Source organism: Micromonospora chalcea (assembly GCF_028768405.1).
In the GTDB taxonomy this organism is placed as follows: domain Bacteria; phylum Actinomycetota; class Actinomycetes; order Mycobacteriales; family Micromonosporaceae; genus Micromonospora; species Micromonospora chalcea.
Genome location: NZ_CP118233.1, coordinates 3,464,308 through 3,482,067 on the forward strand (window position 1 = coordinate 3,464,308; position 17,760 = coordinate 3,482,067).

18 protein-coding genes are annotated in these 17,760 nt (G+C 72.6%); 3 read left to right on the plus strand and 15 right to left on the minus strand.

The genetic code is table 11. The annotated features are described in order from the left end of the window. Nucleotides 1-126: 126 nt before the first annotated feature. Nucleotides 127-750, minus strand: coding sequence for a mycothiol-dependent nitroreductase Rv2466c family protein (locus PVK74_RS14985; RefSeq protein WP_043328926.1), 624 nt, complete (start codon nucleotides 748-750; stop codon nucleotides 127-129). A gap of 229 nt (nucleotides 751-979) precedes the next feature. On the opposite strand from PVK74_RS14985, the gene pepN reads away from it, so the two are divergent. Both pepN and PVK74_RS14995 read left to right on the plus strand, forming a co-directional pair. Beyond that, a complete protein-coding gene (pepN, locus tag PVK74_RS14990; protein WP_064448643.1) occupies nucleotides 980-3,526 on the plus strand; it encodes an aminopeptidase N in 2,547 nt (848 codons plus the stop codon). 87 nt (nucleotides 3,527-3,613) lie between these two features. After that, nucleotides 3,614-4,177, plus strand: a complete 564-nt coding sequence (locus PVK74_RS14995) for a Uma2 family endonuclease (protein ID WP_043330997.1) — start codon at nucleotides 3,614-3,616, stop codon at nucleotides 4,175-4,177. A 61-nt stretch (nucleotides 4,178-4,238) separates the two neighbouring features. Here the strand turns inward: PVK74_RS14995 and PVK74_RS15000 are convergent, their stop codons facing one another. The 14 genes from PVK74_RS15000 to PVK74_RS15065 all read right to left on the minus strand — a co-directional run bounded on the left by PVK74_RS15000 (nucleotide 4,239) and on the right by PVK74_RS15065 (nucleotide 17,148). Continuing rightward, entirely contained in the window at nucleotides 4,239-4,652 is a 414-nt protein-coding gene (locus tag PVK74_RS15000; protein ID WP_030502180.1) for a DUF5130 family protein, read from the minus strand. Next, nucleotides 4,639-4,944, minus strand: a complete 306-nt coding sequence (gene ctaJ / locus PVK74_RS15005; RefSeq protein WP_431881862.1) for an aa3-type cytochrome oxidase subunit CtaJ — start codon at nucleotides 4,942-4,944, stop codon at nucleotides 4,639-4,641. The genes PVK74_RS15000 and ctaJ overlap by 14 nt, the downstream gene beginning before the upstream one ends. Before the next feature lie 56 nt (nucleotides 4,945-5,000). Further along, entirely contained in the window at nucleotides 5,001-6,473 is a 1,473-nt protein-coding gene (locus PVK74_RS15010) for an amidase (RefSeq protein ID WP_274476636.1), read from the minus strand. Nucleotides 6,474-6,590: 117 nt separating this feature from the next. Then, nucleotides 6,591-7,592: an amidohydrolase family protein gene (locus PVK74_RS15015; protein ID WP_176722732.1), complete on the minus strand. Its 1,002-nt coding sequence runs from the start codon at nucleotides 7,590-7,592 to the stop codon at nucleotides 6,591-6,593. A 5-nt stretch (nucleotides 7,593-7,597) separates the two neighbouring features. Then, the gene (locus tag PVK74_RS15020) at nucleotides 7,598-8,122 is read right to left on the minus strand and encodes a 3-hydroxyanthranilate 3,4-dioxygenase (RefSeq protein ID WP_030502185.1); all 525 of its coding nucleotides are present in this window, start codon (nucleotides 8,120-8,122) and stop codon (nucleotides 7,598-7,600) included. Then, nucleotides 8,115-8,540, minus strand: coding sequence for a RidA family protein (locus tag PVK74_RS15025; RefSeq protein ID WP_043328920.1), 426 nt, complete (start codon nucleotides 8,538-8,540; stop codon nucleotides 8,115-8,117). Before PVK74_RS15025 ends, PVK74_RS15020 begins: the two co-directional genes overlap by 8 nt. Continuing rightward, complete coding sequence (locus PVK74_RS15030; protein ID WP_274476637.1) at nucleotides 8,537-9,310, minus strand: 2-keto-4-pentenoate hydratase; 774 nt, start codon at nucleotides 9,308-9,310, stop codon at nucleotides 8,537-8,539. Before PVK74_RS15030 ends, PVK74_RS15025 begins: the two co-directional genes overlap by 4 nt. Continuing rightward, nucleotides 9,307-10,362, minus strand: coding sequence for a 4-hydroxy-2-oxovalerate aldolase (gene dmpG / locus PVK74_RS15035; RefSeq protein ID WP_166457057.1), 1,056 nt, complete (start codon nucleotides 10,360-10,362; stop codon nucleotides 9,307-9,309). Before dmpG ends, PVK74_RS15030 begins: the two co-directional genes overlap by 4 nt. Beyond that, nucleotides 10,359-11,297 carry an acetaldehyde dehydrogenase (acetylating) gene (locus PVK74_RS15040; RefSeq protein ID WP_209962954.1) on the minus strand — a complete coding sequence of 313 codons (939 nt, stop codon included), beginning with the start codon at nucleotides 11,295-11,297 and terminating at the stop codon, nucleotides 10,359-10,361. The genes dmpG and PVK74_RS15040 overlap by 4 nt, the downstream gene beginning before the upstream one ends. After that, complete coding sequence (locus PVK74_RS15045) at nucleotides 11,294-12,091, minus strand: 2-keto-4-pentenoate hydratase (protein ID WP_069087296.1); 798 nt, start codon at nucleotides 12,089-12,091, stop codon at nucleotides 11,294-11,296. Before PVK74_RS15045 ends, PVK74_RS15040 begins: the two co-directional genes overlap by 4 nt. Nucleotides 12,092-12,147: 56 nt before the next feature. Next, a complete protein-coding gene (locus PVK74_RS15050) occupies nucleotides 12,148-13,629 on the minus strand; it encodes a 2-hydroxymuconic semialdehyde dehydrogenase (protein WP_274479281.1) in 1,482 nt (493 codons plus the stop codon). Nucleotides 13,630-13,649: 20 nt separating this feature from the next. Beyond that, entirely contained in the window at nucleotides 13,650-14,978 is a 1,329-nt protein-coding gene (locus PVK74_RS15055; protein WP_064448649.1) for an FAD-dependent oxidoreductase, read from the minus strand. Further along, entirely contained in the window at nucleotides 14,975-16,255 is a 1,281-nt protein-coding gene (kynU, locus tag PVK74_RS15060; RefSeq protein ID WP_274476638.1) for a kynureninase, read from the minus strand. The genes PVK74_RS15055 and kynU overlap by 4 nt, the downstream gene beginning before the upstream one ends. A gap of 14 nt (nucleotides 16,256-16,269) precedes the next feature. Then, complete coding sequence (locus tag PVK74_RS15065) at nucleotides 16,270-17,148, minus strand: tryptophan 2,3-dioxygenase (RefSeq protein ID WP_113974811.1); 879 nt, start codon at nucleotides 17,146-17,148, stop codon at nucleotides 16,270-16,272. Between the two features lie 148 nt (nucleotides 17,149-17,296). On the opposite strand from PVK74_RS15065, the gene PVK74_RS15070 reads away from it, so the two are divergent. Further along, nucleotides 17,297-17,737, plus strand: a complete 441-nt coding sequence (locus PVK74_RS15070; RefSeq protein WP_210898582.1) for an Lrp/AsnC family transcriptional regulator — start codon at nucleotides 17,297-17,299, stop codon at nucleotides 17,735-17,737. Nucleotides 17,738-17,760: the final 23 nt, after the last annotated feature.

Consider the following 17,760-nt stretch of genomic DNA (forward strand, 5'->3'; position numbering starts at 1 on the left):
CATCCGGTGAAACGAGCCCCGCACCGGCCCGGTGACGGGCGGGTGCGGGGCTCGGGGCGCGCTGCGGGTGTTAACAAGGGGCCCTTCCGCTGCCGGAGGCGTTAAGAAGGGGCCCTTCCTTACCCCTCAGTCGAAGATGGGGCCCTGCTCGCGGGTGCGCTTGAGCTCGTAGAACCCGGGGGTGGCGGAGACCAGCAGCACACCGTCCCAGAGCCGGCCGGCCGCCTCGCCCTTGGGCGCCGGGGTGATCACCGGGCCGAAGAAGGCGACCTGCCCGCCGTCCGGGCCCGGCGCGTGGATCACGGGCGTGCCCACCTCGGTGCCGACCGGCCGCATACCCGCCTCGTGGCTGGCCCGCAGCGCGTCGTCGTACTGGGTGGACTCGGCGGCGTCGGCGAGCGCCGGGTCCAGACCGACGTCGGTGAGCGCGCCGACCAGCATGTCGCGGCCCAGTTCCTCCTTGCCGAGGTGGATCCGGGTGCCCATCGCGGTGTAGAGCTTCGCCAGCGTCTCGGCGCCGTGCGCCTGCTCGACGGCGATGCACACCCGCACCGGACCCCAGCCCTTGACCATCAGGTCCTGGTACTCCTCCGGCAGGTCCCGGCCCTCGTTGAGCACGGACAGGCTCATCACATGGAACCGGATGTCCACGTCCCGGACCTGCTCGACCTCGAGCAGCCAGCGGGAGGTGATCCAGGCCCACGGGCACAGCGGGTCGAACCACATGTCCGCGGTGACACGTTCGGTCACGGTGTCATCCCTTCACGACAATGTCGCGCCGGGGATCCGGCGCGGTCACTCCCGATCCTCCACCCACAGCCGTATCGACCGGTACCGGAATGAGAGCGTGACCTCGACCACCGGGAGCGGTCCGTGCATGGAAGACTCGGTTCTCAGCGGGCCGTCACGAGCGGGCCGGGAAAGACCGGTGCCGCGGGGCGCGGCGAGACGAGTGGGATGGAGACGAACAGTGCCGGGAGTGCGCAACCTGACCCAGGTCGAGGCGACCGAGCGGGCCCGCCTGCTCGAGGTGACCGGGTACGACATCAGCCTTGACCTGTCGACCGCGGTGCAGCCCACCGGTCGCACCTTCCGCTCGGTGACCGAGGTCCGGTTCCGCTGCGCCGAGCCGGGGGCCACCACCTTCATCGAGGCGGCCGCCGAGTCGGTGCGTTCCGCCACGCTCAACGGCGAGCCGGTCGACCTGTCCGGCTGGTCCGCCGAGAAGGGCCTCACGCTGACCGGCCTGGCCGCCGAGAACGTGCTCGTGGTCGACGCCGACTTCGGCTACTCGAACAGCGGGCAGGGCCTGCACCGCACCGTCGACCCGGTGGACGGCGAGACCTACCTGTACAGCCAGTTCGAGACCGCCGACGCGCAGAAGGTCTACGCCTGCTTCGACCAGCCCGACCTGAAGAGCGTCTACACCTGGCACGCCACGGTGCCGGACCACTGGCGGGTCGTGTCGAACATGCCGGTGGCCCGCGAGGAGGCGGCCGGTGAGGGGCTGAAGACCGTGCACTTCGCGCTCTCGGAGCGGATGAGCACCTACATCACCGCGCTCTGCGCCGGGCCGTACCACGAGGTGCGCCGCAGCCACGACGGCATCGACATGGGCTACTTCTGCCGGGCCAGCATGGCCCCGCACATGGACGCCGACGACCTGCACCTGATCACCACGCAGGGCTTCGACTTCTTCCAGGAGAAGTTCGGCGTGCGTTACCCGCTGCCCAAGTACGACCAGCTCTGGGTGCCGGACTTCAACGCCGGCGCGATGGAGAACTTCGGCTGCGTCACGCACGCCGAGTCGCACTACATCTTCCGCTCGCAGGTCACCGACTTCGAGTACGAGCAGCGCGCCAACACGATCCTGCACGAGCTGGCGCACATGTGGTTCGGCGACCTGGTCACCATGCGCTGGTGGAACGACCTGTGGCTGAACGAGTCGTTCGCCGAGTGGGCCAGCCACTGGTGCAACACGCACGCCACCCGCTTCACCGACGCCTGGACCACGTTCCTGTCGATCCGCAAGAACTGGGGTTACCGGCAGGACCAGCTCTCCTCCACCCACCCGGTCTACTGCGAGATGCCGGACCTGGAGGCGGTCGAGGTCAACTTCGACGGCATCACGTACGCCAAGGGCGCGAGCGTGCTCAAGCAGCTCGTCGCGTACGTGGGCGAGGAGCCGTTCCTGGCCGGCCTGCGCGCCTACTTCGGCAAGTACGCGTGGGGCAACGCCACCTTCGACGACCTGCTGTCCGAGCTGGAGACGGCCTCGGGCCGGGAGCTGCGCAAGTTCGCCGCCCAGTGGCTGGAGACCGCGCAGGTCAACACGTTGCGCCCGGAGGTGACCATCGGCGCCGACGGCACGTACGAGCGGGTGGTGGTCCGGCAGGAGGCGCCGTCGGGCTACCCGACGCTGCGTACGCACCGCATCGGCGTGGGCCTGTACGACCTGACCGACGGCCGGCTGGTGCGCCGGGAGCTGATCGAGACGGACGTGACCGGCGAGCTGACCGAGCTGTCCGAGCTGCACGGCAAGCCCGCCGCGGACGTGCTGCTGCTCAACGACGAGGACCTCACGTACGCCAAGCTGCGGCTGGACGAGCGGTCGATGGCCACCGTGGTGCAGCACATCGCCGGCTTCGACTCGTCGCTGGCCCGGGCGCTGTGCTGGACGGCCGCCTGGGACATGACCCGTGATGCCGAGCTGTCGGCCCGCGACTACGTGGCGCTGGTGCTGGCCGGGCTGACCGCCGAGACGGACATCAACCTGGTCACGGCCACGCTGCGGCAGGCGAACACCGCGCTCACCTTCTACGCCGACCCGGAGTGGGCGCCGACCGGCTGGGCGGACCTGGCCCGTACCGCCCGGACCGCGCTGGCCGCCGCCGAGCCGGGCAGCGGTTTCCAGCTCGCCTGGGCCCGCGCGTACGCCTCGTCGGCCCGCTCCGGCGAGGACCTGGCGACGCTGCGCGGCTGGCTGGACGGCAACGGGGTGCCGGAGGGGCTGACCGTCGACACCGAGCTGCGCTGGACCGTGCTGCAGTCGCTCGTGGCCAACGGCGCGGCCGGTGCCGCCGACGTGGACGCGGAACTGGCCGCCGACCGTACCGCCAGCGGCGAGCGGGAGGCCGCGTACGCGTACGCGCTGGTGCCGACCGAGGAGAACAAGGCGGCGGTGTGGGCGCTGCTCACCGGCCCGGACGCGCTGCCCAACTGGCGCAACCGGGCGCTGCTGCAGGGCTTCACCCACGCGGCGCAGGTCGAGCTGACCGCGCCGTACCGGGAGCGGTACTTCGCCACGGTGGACCAGGTGTGGGCGCAGCGTGACAGCGAGCCGGCGCAGGAGTTCGTCCAGCTCGCCTACCCGGCGCACCTGGTCGAGGAGGACACGGTCGCGGCCACCGACGCGTGGCTGGCCCAGGACGGGCGGCCGGCGTCGCTGCGACGGCTGGTGGCGGAGGGTCGCGACGGTGTGGTCCGCGCGCTGAGGGCCCGCGAGCGGGACGCCCGCAGCGCCTGAAAGCAGGGGCGCGGCGGCCGGGGGCCGGCGTGGGTGGGAGCCCGCGCCGACCCCCGGCCGTTATCGTGTGCGGAGGAGGTGGACGTGATGGCACAACCGACCCACGAGTGGCGCCCGCCGGAGCGGCCGTGGCAGGAGCAGGACCTGTCCGACCTCCCCGAGGACGGAAGCCGCTACGAGATCATCGACGGGAGCCTGCACGTGACCCCACCCCCCGGGTACGGGCACCAACTTCTGGCCGACGAGATCCGATCGGCGCTCCAGGCCACTGCGCCGACCGGTTGGTGGGTCATTCGGGAGGCCGGACTCCGGGCACCTGTCGCCAATCTCATTCCGGACATCTCCGTGCTGAGGCCGAGCGCTCCCCCGGACGGCTTGTGGACGCACCCCTCGGATGTCGCGCTCGTCGTCGAGATCGAGTCACCCAGCAGCCGCCGGTATGACCGGCTGATCAAGCCTCCGCTCTATGCCGAGGCCGGCATCCCGCACTACTGGCGGGTGGAGCGAGGCGACTTCGGCCCGGTGATCTACCGCTACCAACTGGTCAAGGGTGTCCACTACAACCTGATGGGTACGGTCGGGCCGGATGACGCCGCCCAGCTCGACGAGCCGTGGCCCATGCGCCTGGATCCTTCTGCCTGGCCCCGCTGAGACGACGAGAAAGCCCGGCCCGCGCGGTGCGCGGGCCGGGCTTCGTCGTGTGCGGGGCGGGTCAGCCCTTGCCGGCGTGGCTGGCGAGCTGGTCGAGGCCCTGGATGATGCCGCCGGCCAGGTCGCCGCCACCGAAGGCGGCCACCATGGAGAGCGCGGCCAGCTTCGCGTACGTGTCCGGGATGCGCTTGCGCGCGTACCGGCCGGTGACGACCTCCAGCTGCCGCTGGTTGGGCGACACCGCGATCAGCACCGAGCGGTCGGGCTCGGCGAGCTGGCGGTGCAGCCGCTCGGCGTGCTCCCGGATCGGCTCGTCCAGCCCGCCGACGTAGACCGAGAAGACCAGGCCGGTGCCCTGGTCGGCGAGGCGCAGCGCCTCGTCGATGCGGAGCAGCTGACGGGTCGAGAACGGTCCGTCCAGCACGTCGGGCGGAGTGTCCGTCCCCGTCGTGGGCCGCGCTTCACCAACGGTCACTTGCGCCTCCGGTTCCACCGGCCGGCGCCTCCCGGCCGGCCTGCTCCTGCTTGCGGCTGGTCAACGCCGGCGCCTGCGCTCCGGCGGACAGCGCCGTGCCGGCCGAGTCGGCCAGCTGCTCCGGACGGCTCAGGAACCAGACCGGAGTGAAGTCGAAGGGCCGGCCCGGCCGGTAGCGCTTGGCGCCGCCACCGTTGCCACGGCTGCCCCCGACGGCCGCCAGGCCGGCGATCAGCAGCACCGCGGCGGCCGGGATGCCGACGAAGACCACCAACGTCTCGGTAACAGACAATCCCAACGCCCCCAGGCGGAAAGAGAGACCAGGAATGATTCGGGTCGGGTGACCGGTCAGGACCGGCCGCGCCGCACCTCACTTGTGATGTTCACGTTAGCGGAGTCGGTGGCCAGCCAGATTGCGGGGTGCTGATCCCATCCGCCACTCGAGTGCTCAAGCTGCGCGGCAGTGGCGACCAATGTCGCGTCGTCGCCGTACCGGCCGGTGAGCAGCACCCCGACCGGCAGGCCGTCGGGGGTGCGTCCGACCGGCAGGGAAACGGACGGATCGCCGGTGACGTTGAAGACCGCGCAGTACGGCGAGAAGCGCCGCTGCCTGTCGAAATCCTCTGCCGGTTCGAGGGCGGCGAGCGCGCCGACCGGCATCCGCGGGGCCGCGAGCGTCGGGCAGAGCAGCAGGTCACAACCGGCGGTACGGCGTACGCCGAGGCGTACCTGCGCCTGCAGCTCGCCGAGCGCGGCCATCAGCGTGGGGACGCCGAGGGCCGCGCCGCGCTCCCGCAGGTATCGGGTCAGCGGCAGCAGCTCGCCTTCCCGGTCGGGCGGGACCGGTGTGACCGCCAGCGCGTACCAGAGGGTCTCGAACAGCGGCCACGCCTCGGGGCCGAGCGGCGCGGGGACGTCGACCACCTCGTGCCCGGCGTCGGTGAGCAGCGCGGCGGCCCGGTCGACGGCGTCGACGCAGTCGGGGTGGACCGGCTCGTCGGCGAGCATCGGCGTGGTGAAGCGGCCGACGCGCAGCCGGCCGGGGCCGGTGGCGCGGGCGGAGCGGGCGACGCCGAGGTAGCCGCCGGCGGGCGCGGCCGGCGGCAGGTACGGCTCGCCGGGCACGGGTCGCGCCAGCACGTCGAGCAGCGCGGCCACGTCGGCGACGGTGCGGCCGATCGGCCCGTTCACCGGCAGCCCGAAGCCACCGAAGCCGAGTGGCCCGCCGGAGACCATGCCCCGGCTGGGTTTGTAGCCGATCAGGCCGCAGAGCGCGGCCGGGATGCGCAGCGAGCCGCCGCCGTCGGAGCCCTGGGCCACCGGCACCAGTCCGGCGGCCACCGCTGCGGCCGCCCCGCCGCTGGACCCGCCCGCTGTGCCCGCGAGGTCCCACGGGTTGCGGGCCGGCGGCGCCACCAGCCCCTCGGAGTACAGCGAGCAGCCCAGCTCGGAGGTGGTGGTCTTGCCGACGCTGATTAGGCCGGCGTCGGTCATGAGGCGGACCACGTCGGCGTCGACCGGCGGGACGAAGTCGGCGAAGGCGGCCGAGCCGAAGGTGGTGCGTACCCCGGCGGTGAGGGTCAGGTCCTTGATCGCGGTCGGCACGCCGTGCAGGGGATGCCGGTCCGCCGCCGGGACCGCGTCGGCCGCCCGGGCCGCCGCCCGCGCGTGTTCGGCGGTGACGGTGACGAACGCGCCGACGGTGTCGCCGAGCGCCTCGACCCGGCGCAGGTGGTGCTCGACCAGTTCCAGGCTGGACAGCTCGCCCCGGCGGATCGCGGCGGCCTGTTCCAGCGCGGTCAGGTCGTGCGGCTCGGCCATGCCGTCCATCCTGCCGGTCCGGCGGCCGGGAGGCCGGGCGACACGTCCGGCGGGTCCTGAGCAGCGCCGGGTGCGTCCGTCGACTCTAGGGCGACGACGGACGCACCCGCGCCGGTCTCAGCGGCCGAGGAACCGCAGCGCGTTGCCGCCGAGCAGCGCGGCCCGCTGATCGTCGGTGAGGAAGTCCGCCCGGTGCACCACCTGGCCCACCGGCCGCTCCCCCAGCGGGTACGGGTAGTCGCTGCCGAGCAGCACCCGCTCGGCGCCCATGGTGTCCACGAGCAGCCGCAGCGCGGCCGGCTCGAAGACCACCGAGTCGACGTGGAACCGGTCCACGTACGAGCTGGGCGGCGCGCTCGACGCGCCGCGTACCAGGTCGCCGCGGCGGTGCCAGGCGTTGTCGGCGCGGCCCAGCCAGAACGGGAAGCTGCCGCCACCGTGCGCGAAGCAGATCCGCAGCGTCTCCGGCACCCGGTCGAACACGCCGCCGAGGATCAGCGCCAGCACCGACAGGTGCGTCTCGGCCGGCATCCCGGTCAGCCACCGGGCCATCCACCGGTCCAGGCGGGGGCCGCCGGGCATGTCCCACGGGTGCACGAAGACCGGCGCGCCGACCTCGGCGCAGTGGGTGAGGAACTGCACGATGCCCGCGTCGTCCAGGTCCCGGTCGCCGACGTGGTTGCCGATCTCCACCCCGGCGTGCCCGGCCGCCAGGCAGCGGTCCAGCTCGGCGCAGGCCGCGTCCGCGTCCTGCAACGGCACCTGGCAGAACGGCACCAGCCGGTCGCCGCCGGCCGCGGTGACCTCCAGCGTGAGGTCGTTGAAGATCCGGGCCACCTTGACCGCCTGATCGGCCGGGCGGTCGTAGCTGAAGAAGACCGGGGTGGGCGAGACGACCTGCACGTCCACGCCGTCGGCGGCCATGTCGGCGAGCCGGGTCGGCGCGTCCCAGCACTGCGCGCCGATCGGGCGGAACTCCGTCTCCCCCACCATGATCATGGCGGCGCGCTCGGAGTCCACCCGCAGCCAGGGCCAGCCGGACCCGCCGCACGCCGCGGCGAGGTCCGGCCACCCCTTCGGTACGACGTGCGTGTGCACGTCCACGACCGGCATCGACACCGGCGTCAGCCCTTGCCCGGGTGCAGCGCGCCGCAGTTGTCGCAGGTGCGGGCCTTCTCGTCGGCGTAGAACGCGGCGAAGACCGGGGGCAGGTCGGCGGCGATGTCGCGGACCTGCAACTCCACCTCGTGCACCTTGTGGTGGCACTCGGCGCAGTACCACTGGAACTTCTCCAGCGTGCCCTCCTCGCGGACCCGCTCGATCACCATGCCGATCGAGCCGGCCTCGGGACGCTGCGGCGAGTGCGGGGTGTTGCGCGGCAGCATCCACATCTGGCCCTCGCGCACGTGCACCGTACGCGGCCCCTCGGGCAGCATCAGGTTGACGTGCATGTTGCCCTTGACCTGGTAGAAGAACTCCTCGTACGGGTCGACGTGGAAGTCCGTGCGCTGGTTCGGGCCGCCCACCACCATGACGATGAAGTCGTCGCTGCCGGGCAGCATCTCCTTGTTGCCCACCGGGGGCTTGAGCAGGTGCTGGTTGTCGCCGATCCAGCCGGAGAAGCTGAACGGCTCGGCGATCTCACTCATGGGAACCTCCCGACGGAAGAAGGGCGACGGCCTGCATCTCGATCAGCAGATGCGGGTGCGGAAGCTGGTGCACGGCCACAGTGGTCCGGGTCGGGCCGGTGGCGTCGAAGAACTCGGCCCACACCTGGTTGTAGCCACCGAAGTCGTTCATGTTGACCAGGTAGCTGGTGACCTGCACCAGGTCGCCGAGGTCGGCGCCGACCGAGCGCAGCAGGTCCCGGATGTTCTCGATCACGGCCCGGGTCTGCTCCCGGATGTCCAGGTCGGTGGTGCCGAGATCGTCCACCGACACCCCGGCGAACGTGTTGTCCGGCCGGCGCGACGACGTACCGGACACGTAGACGAATCCGCCAGCCACCTTGACGTGCGGGAACGCGCCCCGCGGCACGGCCTTCCCGGCCACCACGCGGGCGGTCATGGGAGAGCCTTCAGGGAGGCGGAACCCAGCTTCTCCACTGTGGCGCGGACGTGCGCCCCGGGGCGCAGCGGCACCGCAGCGGTGGCCGCGCCGGCCAGGAACACCCAGCCCTTGCGCAGCCGGACGCCGTGCCGGCCGGCCAGCCGCAGGCCCTCGTCCAGCGCGCGGCGCGGGTCGCCGAGGATGGCCGCGGTCGAGCCGACCTGCGCCACCCGCCCGTCGATCTCCAGCAGCACGCCGAGGTTGTCCAGCCCGTCCGGCACCGGCGCCCACGGCCCGACCACGAACGCGGCGGCCGAGGTGTTGTCGGCGACCACGTCCGGCAGGGAGAAGGTGAAGTTCGCGTACCGGGAGTCGATCAGCTCGATCGCCGGGGCGACAGCGCGTACCGCCCGGGTGAACGAGCCGACCGGTTCGCCCGGGTCGGGCAGCCGGTCCAGCAGGAACGCCACCTCCGGCTCGACGCGCGGGTGGATGAAGTCACCGACGTCGACGGCGCCGCCGTCGGGCACCCGCATCACGTCGGTCAGCCGGCCCCAGATCACCTCGTCCACGCCGACCTGCGCCATCTTCGCCTTGCTGGTGAGGCCCATCTTCAGGCCAACCAGCCGCTCGCCCCGGTCGAGGCGGCGCTTCACCAGCGCGGTCTGCACCGCGTACGCGGCGTCGACGTCGAGGCCGGTCTCGGCGGCGAGCTGCGGGATCGCGGTGGCGGTGTCGGCCGCCGCGCCCAGCTTCTCCGCGATGCCGGCGATGTCCGGCCCGATCATGAGGTCTCCTTGCTCGCCAGGTCCAGTGCCACGTCCACGATCATGTCCTCCTGGCCGCCGACCATCCGGCGGCGGCCCAGCTCGACCAGGATCGAGCGGACGTCCACGCCGTACTTGGCCGAGGCACGCTCGGCGTGCCGCAGGAAGCTGGAGTAGACGCCCGCGTACCCCAGGGAGAGCGTCTCCCGGTCCACCTGGACCGGCCGGTCCTGCAACGGGCGGACGAGGTCGTCGGCGGCGTCCATCAGCGCGAACACGTCGCAGCCGTGCTTCCAGCCGTGCAGCTCGGCGACCGCGACGAAGACCTCCAGCGGCGCGTTGCCCGCGCCCGCGCCCATGCCGGCCAGCGACGCGTCCACCCGGACGGTCCGCCCGGACGGCGAACCCAGCGGGCCGTCGCCGAGGATCCGGCCGTGCTCGACCGCCAGCACGCTGTTCGCCACACCCAGGGACAGGTTGTGGTGCGCGTGGATGCCGATCTGCGTCTCCGGTTCCAGCACCTGCCGGTACGCGTCGACGCGCTGCGCCACGTCCGACATCAGCAGCCGCCCGCCGGAGTCGGTGACATAGACGCAGTGCGCGCCGTACGACTCCATCAGCTTGGCCTGCGCGGCCAGCCCGGCCGGGTCGTTGAGGTGCGACATCATCAGGAACCCGGAGACGTCCATGTCGTTCTCGCGGGCCCAGGCGATGTGCTGGGCGGAGATGTCCGCCTCGGTGCAGTGCGTGGCGATCCGGACGCTCGTCACGCCGAGCGCCTTCGCCGCCTTCAGGTCGGCGATGGTGCCGATGCCGGGCAGCAGCAGCGTGGTCAGCCGCGCGGTGGTCAGCACCTCGGCGGCAGCGGCGATCCAGTCCGCGTCGGCGGCGGCGCCGTGCCCGTAGTTGACGCTGGAACCGGCCAGGCCGTCGCCGTGCGCCACCTCGACCGCGGCCACACCGGCCGCGTCGAGCGCGGCGGCGATGGTACGCACCTGGTCGACCGTGTAGCGGTGCCCGATGGCGTGCATGCCGTCGCGCAGCGTCACGTCCTGGATGTAGAGGTCGGTCATCGGGGTGCCCCCTCCGGGGAACGCAGCGCCACCAGCCGCTCCGCGGTGCGCAGCGCGGCCGACGTCATGATGTCGAGGTTCCCGGCGTACGCGGGCAGGTAGTGCCCGGCGCCGGAGACCTCCAGGAACACCGACACCTGCAGGCCGGTGAAGTGCCGGCCGAGCACCGGCGCGTACGTGTCGACGGCGTCGAACTGCACGTCCTGCTTGAGCCGGTAGCCGGGCACGTACTCCTGCACGGCCTTGACCATGTCGGCCACCGAGGCGGCGATCTTCACCCGGTCGGCGCCGGCGTCCGGGCACAGGCAGTAGACCGTGTCGCGCATCAGCAGCGGCGGGTCGGCCGGGTTCAGCACGATGATGGCCTTGCCGCGCTCGGCGCCGCCGACCACCTCGATCGCCCGGGCGGTGGTCTCGGTGAACTCGTCGATGTTGGCCCGGGTGCCCGGACCGGCCGACTTCGAGGCGATCGAGGCGACGATCTCGCCGTACGCGACCGGGGTGACCCGGCCGACCGCGTGCACGATCGGCACCGTCGCCTGCCCGCCGCAGGTCACCATGTTGACGTTGGGCTCGGCCAGGTGCTCGTCGAGGTTCACCGGCGGCACCACGTACGGGCCGATCGCGGCCGGGGTCAGGTCGACGACGGTGCGGCCGTGCGCCCGCAGCACCTCGTCGTGCCGCTTGTGCGCGCCGGCCGAGGTGGCGTCGAAGACGAGCTGGACGTCGGCGAACTCGGGCAGCGCGACCAGGCCGTCGACGCCCTCGGCGGTGGTGGTCACGCCGAGCCGGCGGGCCCGGGCCAGACCGTCCGAGGCCGGGTCGATGCCGGCCATCGCCACCATGCGCAGGCTCTCACTGAGCCGCAGCACCTTGATCATCAGGTCGGTGCCGATGTTGCCCGACCCGAGCACCGCCACTCCGACGCCGCTCATGAGCTTCCCTCCCGCGAGAAACAGGTACGCACCGAGCCGAGCCCGGAGATGCGCGCCTCGTACGCGGCGCCGGGCGTGACCGGCACCATCGGGCCGAGCGCGCCGGAGAGCACCACGTCACCGGCCTTGAGCGGGTCGCCCGCCCGGGCCATGGTCGCGGCCAGCCACTGCAGCGCGTGCAGCGGGTTGCCGAGGCAGGCCGCGCCCGCGCCGACCGAGACCGGCTCACCGGCGTGCTCCAGCACCATGCCGCACAACCGCAGGTCCACGTCGGCGAGCCGCCGGGGCGCGGTGCCGAGCACGAACAGCCCGCTGGAGGCGTTGTCCGCCACCGTGTCCACGATGGAGATGTCCCAGTCGGCGACCCGCGAGTCGACGATCTCGATGGCCGGCAGCACGTGGTCCACCGCCCGGATCAGGTCGACAGTGGTGACCCGCTCGTCCGGCAGGTCCGCGCCGAGCACGAAGGCGATCTCCGCCTCCACCCGCGGCTGGAGCAGCCGGTCGATCGGCACCTCGACGCCGTCGCCGACGGCCATGTCGTCGAAGAGCACCCCGAAGTCGGGCTGGAAGACGCCGAAGCTCTCCTGCACGGTCCGCGACGTCAGGCCGATCTTCGCGCCGACGCGGCGGTGCCCCTTGCCCAGCCGTTGCCGGGTGTAGACCTGCTGCACCTGGTACGCGGCCTCGACGTCGCCCTCGGGCAGCAGCCGGCCGCGCAGCGGCGGGCAGGGTTTGCCCTCCTGCCGGGCCACCGCGAGTTCCCGGTTGGCGGCCTCGATGTCCACGGTCATGGCGGTTCCTCGCTTACGTCGCTGGGGATTCCGGCCATTCTGCCCACCACGCGCGCTCATGACAGATCCACACAGACGTTTGTCAGTTCGGAATAGAAGTCGAGCGAGTGCACGCCGCCCTCGCGGCCGACACCCGACGCCTTCACCCCGCCGAACGGGGTGCGCAGGTCGCGCAGGAACCAGGTGTTCACCCAGACGATGCCGGCGTCGAGCCGGGCGCCGGCCCGGTGCGCCCGGCCCACGTCCCGCGTCCACACCGTCGCGGCCAGGCCGTAGTCGGTACCGTTGGCCAGCGCGAACGCCTCGTCCTCGTCGTCGAACGGCGCGACGTGCACCACCGGGCCGAAGATCTCCTCCTGGTTGGTGCGGGCGTCCGCGCCGAGGCCGGTGAGCACTGTCGGCTGCACGTACGCCCCGCCGTCGCGGCCGTCGCCGAAGCGCGGCGTGCCGCCGCCCGCGCGGACCTCGGCGCCCTCGGTGCGCGCCAGCGCGTAGTGGCCGAGCACCTTGTCCCGGTGCCCGTGCGAGATCAGCGGCATGTTCGCCGTCGCCTCGTCGTCCGGCCAGCCGTACGCCAGCCCGTCGGCACGCTTGGCCAGCCGCGCGGTGAACTCCTCGAACACCGGCCGCTGCACGTAGATGCGCTCGGTACACAGGCACACCTGGCCGCCGTTTGTGAAACTGGACCGCACCGAGCCGGCCACCGCCGCGTCCAGGTCGGCGTCGGCGAACACCAGGCCGGCGTTCTTGCCGCCAAGCTCGAAGCTGACCGCCTTCACCCCGTCGGCGGCGGCGCGCATGATCGCGCTGCCGGTGGCCGACTCGCCGGTGAACGTGATCGCGTCCACACCCGGGTGGCGGGTCAGGTGCTCGCCGGCCGAGCCCGGGCCGAAGCCGTGCACCAGGTTGAACACGCCGTCCGGCACGCCCGCCGCGGCCATCACCTCGGCCAGCAGCGTGGCCGAGGCCGGGGTCTCCTCGCTGGGCTTGACCACCACGGCGTTGCCGCAGGCCAGGGCCGGCGCGACCTTCCAGGTGAGCAGCAGCAGCGGCAGGTTCCACGGCACGATCACCGCGACCACGCCGACCGGCTTGCGGACCGCGTAGTTCAGCGCCCGGCCACCGGTCGGGGTGACAGTGGTGAACGACTCGGTGGGCGCGGTCGCGACGATCTCGGCGAACGCGCGGAAGTTGGCCGCGCCGCGCGGGATGTCGAGCGTCCGGGCCTGCGAGATGGCCTTGCCGGTGTCCGCCACCTCGGCGGCAACCAGGTCGTCGAAGCGCCGCTCCAGCTCGTCGGCGACCCGGCGCAGCACCTCGGCGCGTTCCCGCTCCCCCATCCGGCCCCACGGGCCGCGCAGCGCCGCCCGGGCCGCGGCCACCGCGTCGTCCACCGTGGACTGCGACGCCTCGACCACCTCGAACACCGGCTCGCCGGTGACCGGGCTGCGCTTGGTGAACCGGGAGCCGGCGTCGACGAACGCGCCGCCGACGAAGTTGCGCAGCAGGCCGGGGCCGTCCGGCGCGTGCCCGGCCATCAGCCGGGGATCCCAGAGCGTCATCGCCGCCGCCCCAGCGCCGCGCGGACCCCACCGGCGAGCAGCGCCACCGCGCCGGCCGCCACCGCGCCGACGACCGCGTACTGCGCGCGCACCCGGCGGCGCACCTGCGCGTACGGGGTGGTCGAGAACGAGACCAGCTCGTACTGGGAGACGTAGCGGCCGGGCAGCGCGCGCTCCAGCGCGTGCTCGACCTGCTTGCGGGTCCGGAACACCGGCGAGGCGACCTTGTCCCGCATCTCCACGAAGTTCGCCAGCGCCATCCGGGCGATCGCCTCCGCGTTGTCCTGGCGGCGGTGCTGGAACAACGGCAGCGCGGCGGCCCACTCGTCGTCGCACTCGTCGAGGCAGCGGTCCAGCTCGACCACGTCCTCGAACGCGCAGTTCGCGCCCTGTCCGTAGAACGGCACGATGGCGTGCGCGGCGTCGCCGATCAGGCCGACCTTCCCGGCCACCTGCCACGGCGTGCAGCGCACCGTGCCGAGCAGGCCGATCGGGTTGTGCTGGTAGTCGTCGACCAGGTTCGGGGCCAGCGGGACCAGGTCCGGGTAGTGGGTGGCGAAGAACCGCTCGATCGCGGCCGGGCTGCTCAGCGACGCGAAGCTGCGCGTGCCGTGGGTCGGCCAGAACAGCGTGCAGGTGAAGGAGCGGTCCGGGTTCGGCAGCGCGATCATCATCGAGGTGCCGCGCGGCCAGATGTGCAGCGCGCCCGGGTCGAGCGCGAACTCCCCGCCCAGCGGCGGGATGGTCAGCTCCTTGTAGCCGTAGTCGAGGAAGTCGAGGCTCTCGGTCAGGCCCCCGTACGCGAGCAGTTGCCCGCGCACCGCGGAGCCGGCGCCGTCGGCGCCGAGGATGACCGAGGCGGTGGCGGTGACCTTGCCCTGCGGGGTCTCGAACGTCATCTCGCCGCCGAGCGGGTCGAGGCCGACCAGCCGGTGGTCGAACGCGACGCGCACGTTCGGCAGCGCGGCGGCGGCGTCGAGCAGCGCGTTGTTCAGCGCGCCCCGGCTGATCGAGTTGATCGCCAGGTCGCCGGTGCCGCTGTAGGACTGGAACTCCGGCTCGCCCTCGACCGGGTGGATCATGCGGCCGCGCATCGGCAGCGCGTCCGCCATCACCTCGTCCTCCAGGCCGATGCGGCGCAGCGCGTCCAGGCCGCGCTCGGACAGCGCCAGGTTGATCGAGCGGCCCCGCTCGACGGTGCCGGTACGCGGGTCGGGCCGCCGCTCGTAGAGGGCCACCGGGTAGCCGCGCCGGGCCAGGTAGCAGGCCAGCAGGCAGCCGGCCAGCCCGGCGCCGACGACAGCGATCTCGTCGCGCTCCGTCATGACCCCTCCTTCTCAACAGTTGCCGCCAGGGCCTCGGCGACCCGCCAGCAGTCGTGGTACGTCGAGTAGAGCGGCACCGGGGCGAACCGGACGATGTCCGGCTCCCGGGCGTCGGCGACGACGCCGTGCTCGTGCCGCAGCCGCTTGGTCAGCTCGTTCGCGCTGCCCACCCCGATCCGCACCGAGAGCTGGCAACCGCGCCGGGCCGGGTCGCGCGGGGTGACCACGCTCAGCGGGCGGCCCGGCGTGACCTCGTCGAGCAGCTGCTCCAGCCAGGCGGTGAGCCGCAGGCTGCGCTCGCGCAGCGCCGGCATGCCGACGGAGTCGAACAGCTCCAGCGAGGTACGCACCGGGCCCATCGCGAAGATCGGCGGGTTGGAGATCTGCCACGCCTCGACGGTGGCCGGCGGCCGGGACACCGGGGTCATCTCGAACCGGGTGGCCGCCTCGGTGCTCCACCAGCCCTCGAAGCGCTGGATCGACGGGTCGCCGAGGTGCCGCTCGTGGACGAAGACGCCGCCCAGCGCGCCCGGGCCGGAGTTGAGGTACTTGTAGGAGCACCAGGCCGCGAAGTCGACGTCCCAGTCGTGCAGCGCCAGCGGCACGTTGCCGGCGGCGTGCGCCAGGTCCCAGCCGACCACCGCGCCCGCGGCCCGCCCGGCGGCGGTGATGGCGGGGATGTCCATCAGCTCGCCGGTCAGGTAGTTCACGCCGCCGAGCATCAGCAGCGCCACCGTGTGGCCCTCGCGGGCCAGGAAGTCCAGCACGTCCTCGGTGCCCAGCGTGTCGGAGCCGGGGCGCGGCTTGAGGCGTACGACGGTGGTGTCCGGGTCCAGGCCGTGGAAGCGGGCCTGGCTGCGCACCGCGTAGCTGTCCGACGGGAACGCGCTGTCCTCGATCACGATGCGGGTGCGCTCGCCGGCCGGCCGGTAGAAGCTCACCATCAGCAGGTGCAGGTTGACGGTGAGGGAGTTCATCACCACCGTCTCCGCGGGCAGCGCGCCGACCAGGCGGGCGGCCGGCGCGGTCAGCAGCTCGTGGTACGGCAGCCAGGGCCGCTCCGACTCCAGGTGCCCCTCCACGCCCAGGCGCTGCCAGGCGTCGAGGTCGGCGAGGAGCTCGTCCCGGGTGGCGCGGGGCTGCAGGCCGAGCGAGTTGCCGGCCAGGTACGCGGTGTCCGGGTAGCGACCGCCGTCAGCCGGCGGGATGTGGAACAGGTGCCGGTGACCGGGGTCGTCGGCGTCGCGGCGGAGGGCTTCGTTCTCGGGGGTGTGCATGCTGTTCTCTCTCGTCACATCGCGGTGCGGGCCGACCACAGCTCCGGGAAGACCACCCGGGCCATGCTGCGCTGCAACCATGCCAGTCCGGCGGAACCGCCGGAGCCGACCTTGGCGCCCATGGTGCGCTGCACGGCCTTGACGTGGTTCCAGCGCCAGTCGCCGAACTCCTCGGCGATCTCGGTCAGCGCGTCGCCGAGCAGGCGCAGGTGGTTGTCCGGGCCGCTGTCGCCGTAGATCCGGACCCAGGCCGCCTCGATCGCCGGGTGCGCCTCGTGCTCGGCGTTGACGTCCCGGGACAGCAGCTCGGCCGGCACGTCGAAGCCCTTGCGGGCCAGCAGCGCCACCACCTCGTCCCAGAGGCTCGGCGTGGCCAGCGCGGCGGTCAGCTCGTCGTACACGTCGGTCTGCCGGCGGAACGGGCGGATCAGCGCCCGGTCGCGCAGGCCGAGCAGGAACTCCAGCTGCCGGTACATCGCGGACTGGAAGCCGGAGCCCTCGCCGAGCCGGTCGCGGAAGCGGTTGAAGTCGGCCGGGCTCATCCAGCGCAGGCCGTGCCAGGCCGCGTTGAGGCCCTCCAGGTGCAGGGCGGCCCGGCGCAGCGGGGCCAGCGCCTCCCAGATCCGGTCCTCGCGCAGCTCACGCTTGGCGTGCCGCAGCTCGTGGCAGGTCAGCCCGAAGTACAGCTCCATGATCTGGCTGACCATCAGGAAGGACATCTCGCCCGGGTCGTCGCTGAGCGGCTCCTGGAGCCGGTGCAGGGTGCTGGCCCGTACGTAGGCGTCGTACGGCACGCGCTCGGCGAATTCCAGCGTCGGCTCGCCGCCGTTGCGTGCCGCCCGAGCCGCCCGTTCCTGGGGGGTTACCGGGCGCACCGCCGTCGTCTGTTCCACAGTCGTTCTCCGTCCGTGCGCGGGGTAGACGTCATGATCCCGCTGGTGGGCGGCCGAATGGAATGCCTGTTCAACGGCGGTATGGTGGTCTCACCTCGCGAACCGAAACCATCTCGCGTCGCTCCCTTTACGGAAGGAAGGTCCCCGCGTGGACGACATGGACTGGGCGTTGCTGCGTGAGCTCCAGGCCGACGCCCGGCTCTCGTACAGCGAGTTGTCCCGCCGGGTCCACCTGTCCCCGCCCGCGGTGGCCGAACGGGTGCGGCGGCTGGAGGAGTCCGGCGTGATCACCGGCTACCACGCCCACGTCGACCTCACCCGGGCCGGACGCACGGTGCTCGCCCTGATCCGGATGTCCTGCTACGGCGCGCGCTGCATCCTCAACGACCCCGAGGTCTCCGGCTGGCCGGAGATCATGGAGATCCACCGGATCACCGGGGACGCCTGCAGCATGCTCAAGGTCGCCGCCACCAACATGGGCGAGTTCGAGGAGGTCATCGACCGGCTCGCCCCGTACGGCCAGCCGTCCAGCACGATGGTGCTCTCCACGCCGCTGGCCTGGCATCCCGTGGTGAAGGCGCCTCGTTAGCTTCCCCCGCCCGCCGGGAAAGC

Bases quoted from the DNA above. Each gene is read 5' to 3' on its own strand.
- PVK74_RS14995 (WP_043330997.1), top strand. From the start codon at position 3,614: ATGGCACAACCGACCCACGAGTGGCGCCCGCCGGAGCGGCCGTGGCAG.
- PVK74_RS15010 (WP_274476636.1), bottom strand. From the start codon at position 6,473: ATGGCCGAGCCGCACGACCTGACCGCGCTGGAACAGGCCGCCGCGATC.
- PVK74_RS15020 (WP_030502185.1), bottom strand. From the start codon at position 8,122: ATGAGTGAGATCGCCGAGCCGTTCAGCTTCTCCGGCTGGATCGGCGAC.
- PVK74_RS15025 (WP_043328920.1), bottom strand. From the start codon at position 8,540: ATGACCGCCCGCGTGGTGGCCGGGAAGGCCGTGCCGCGGGGCGCGTTC.
- PVK74_RS15030 (WP_274476637.1), bottom strand. From the start codon at position 9,310: ATGATCGGGCCGGACATCGCCGGCATCGCGGAGAAGCTGGGCGCGGCG.
- dmpG (WP_166457057.1), bottom strand. From the start codon at position 10,362: ATGACCGACCTCTACATCCAGGACGTGACGCTGCGCGACGGCATGCAC.
- PVK74_RS15040 (WP_209962954.1), bottom strand. From the start codon at position 11,297: ATGAGCGGCGTCGGAGTGGCGGTGCTCGGGTCGGGCAACATCGGCACC.
- PVK74_RS15045 (WP_069087296.1), bottom strand. From the start codon at position 12,091: ATGACCGTGGACATCGAGGCCGCCAACCGGGAACTCGCGGTGGCCCGG.
- PVK74_RS15050 (WP_274479281.1), bottom strand. From the start codon at position 13,629: ATGGCCGGGCACGCGCCGGACGGCCCCGGCCTGCTGCGCAACTTCGTC.
- PVK74_RS15055 (WP_064448649.1), bottom strand. From the start codon at position 14,978: ATGACGGAGCGCGACGAGATCGCTGTCGTCGGCGCCGGGCTGGCCGGC.
- kynU (WP_274476638.1), bottom strand. From the start codon at position 16,255: ATGCACACCCCCGAGAACGAAGCCCTCCGCCGCGACGCCGACGACCCC.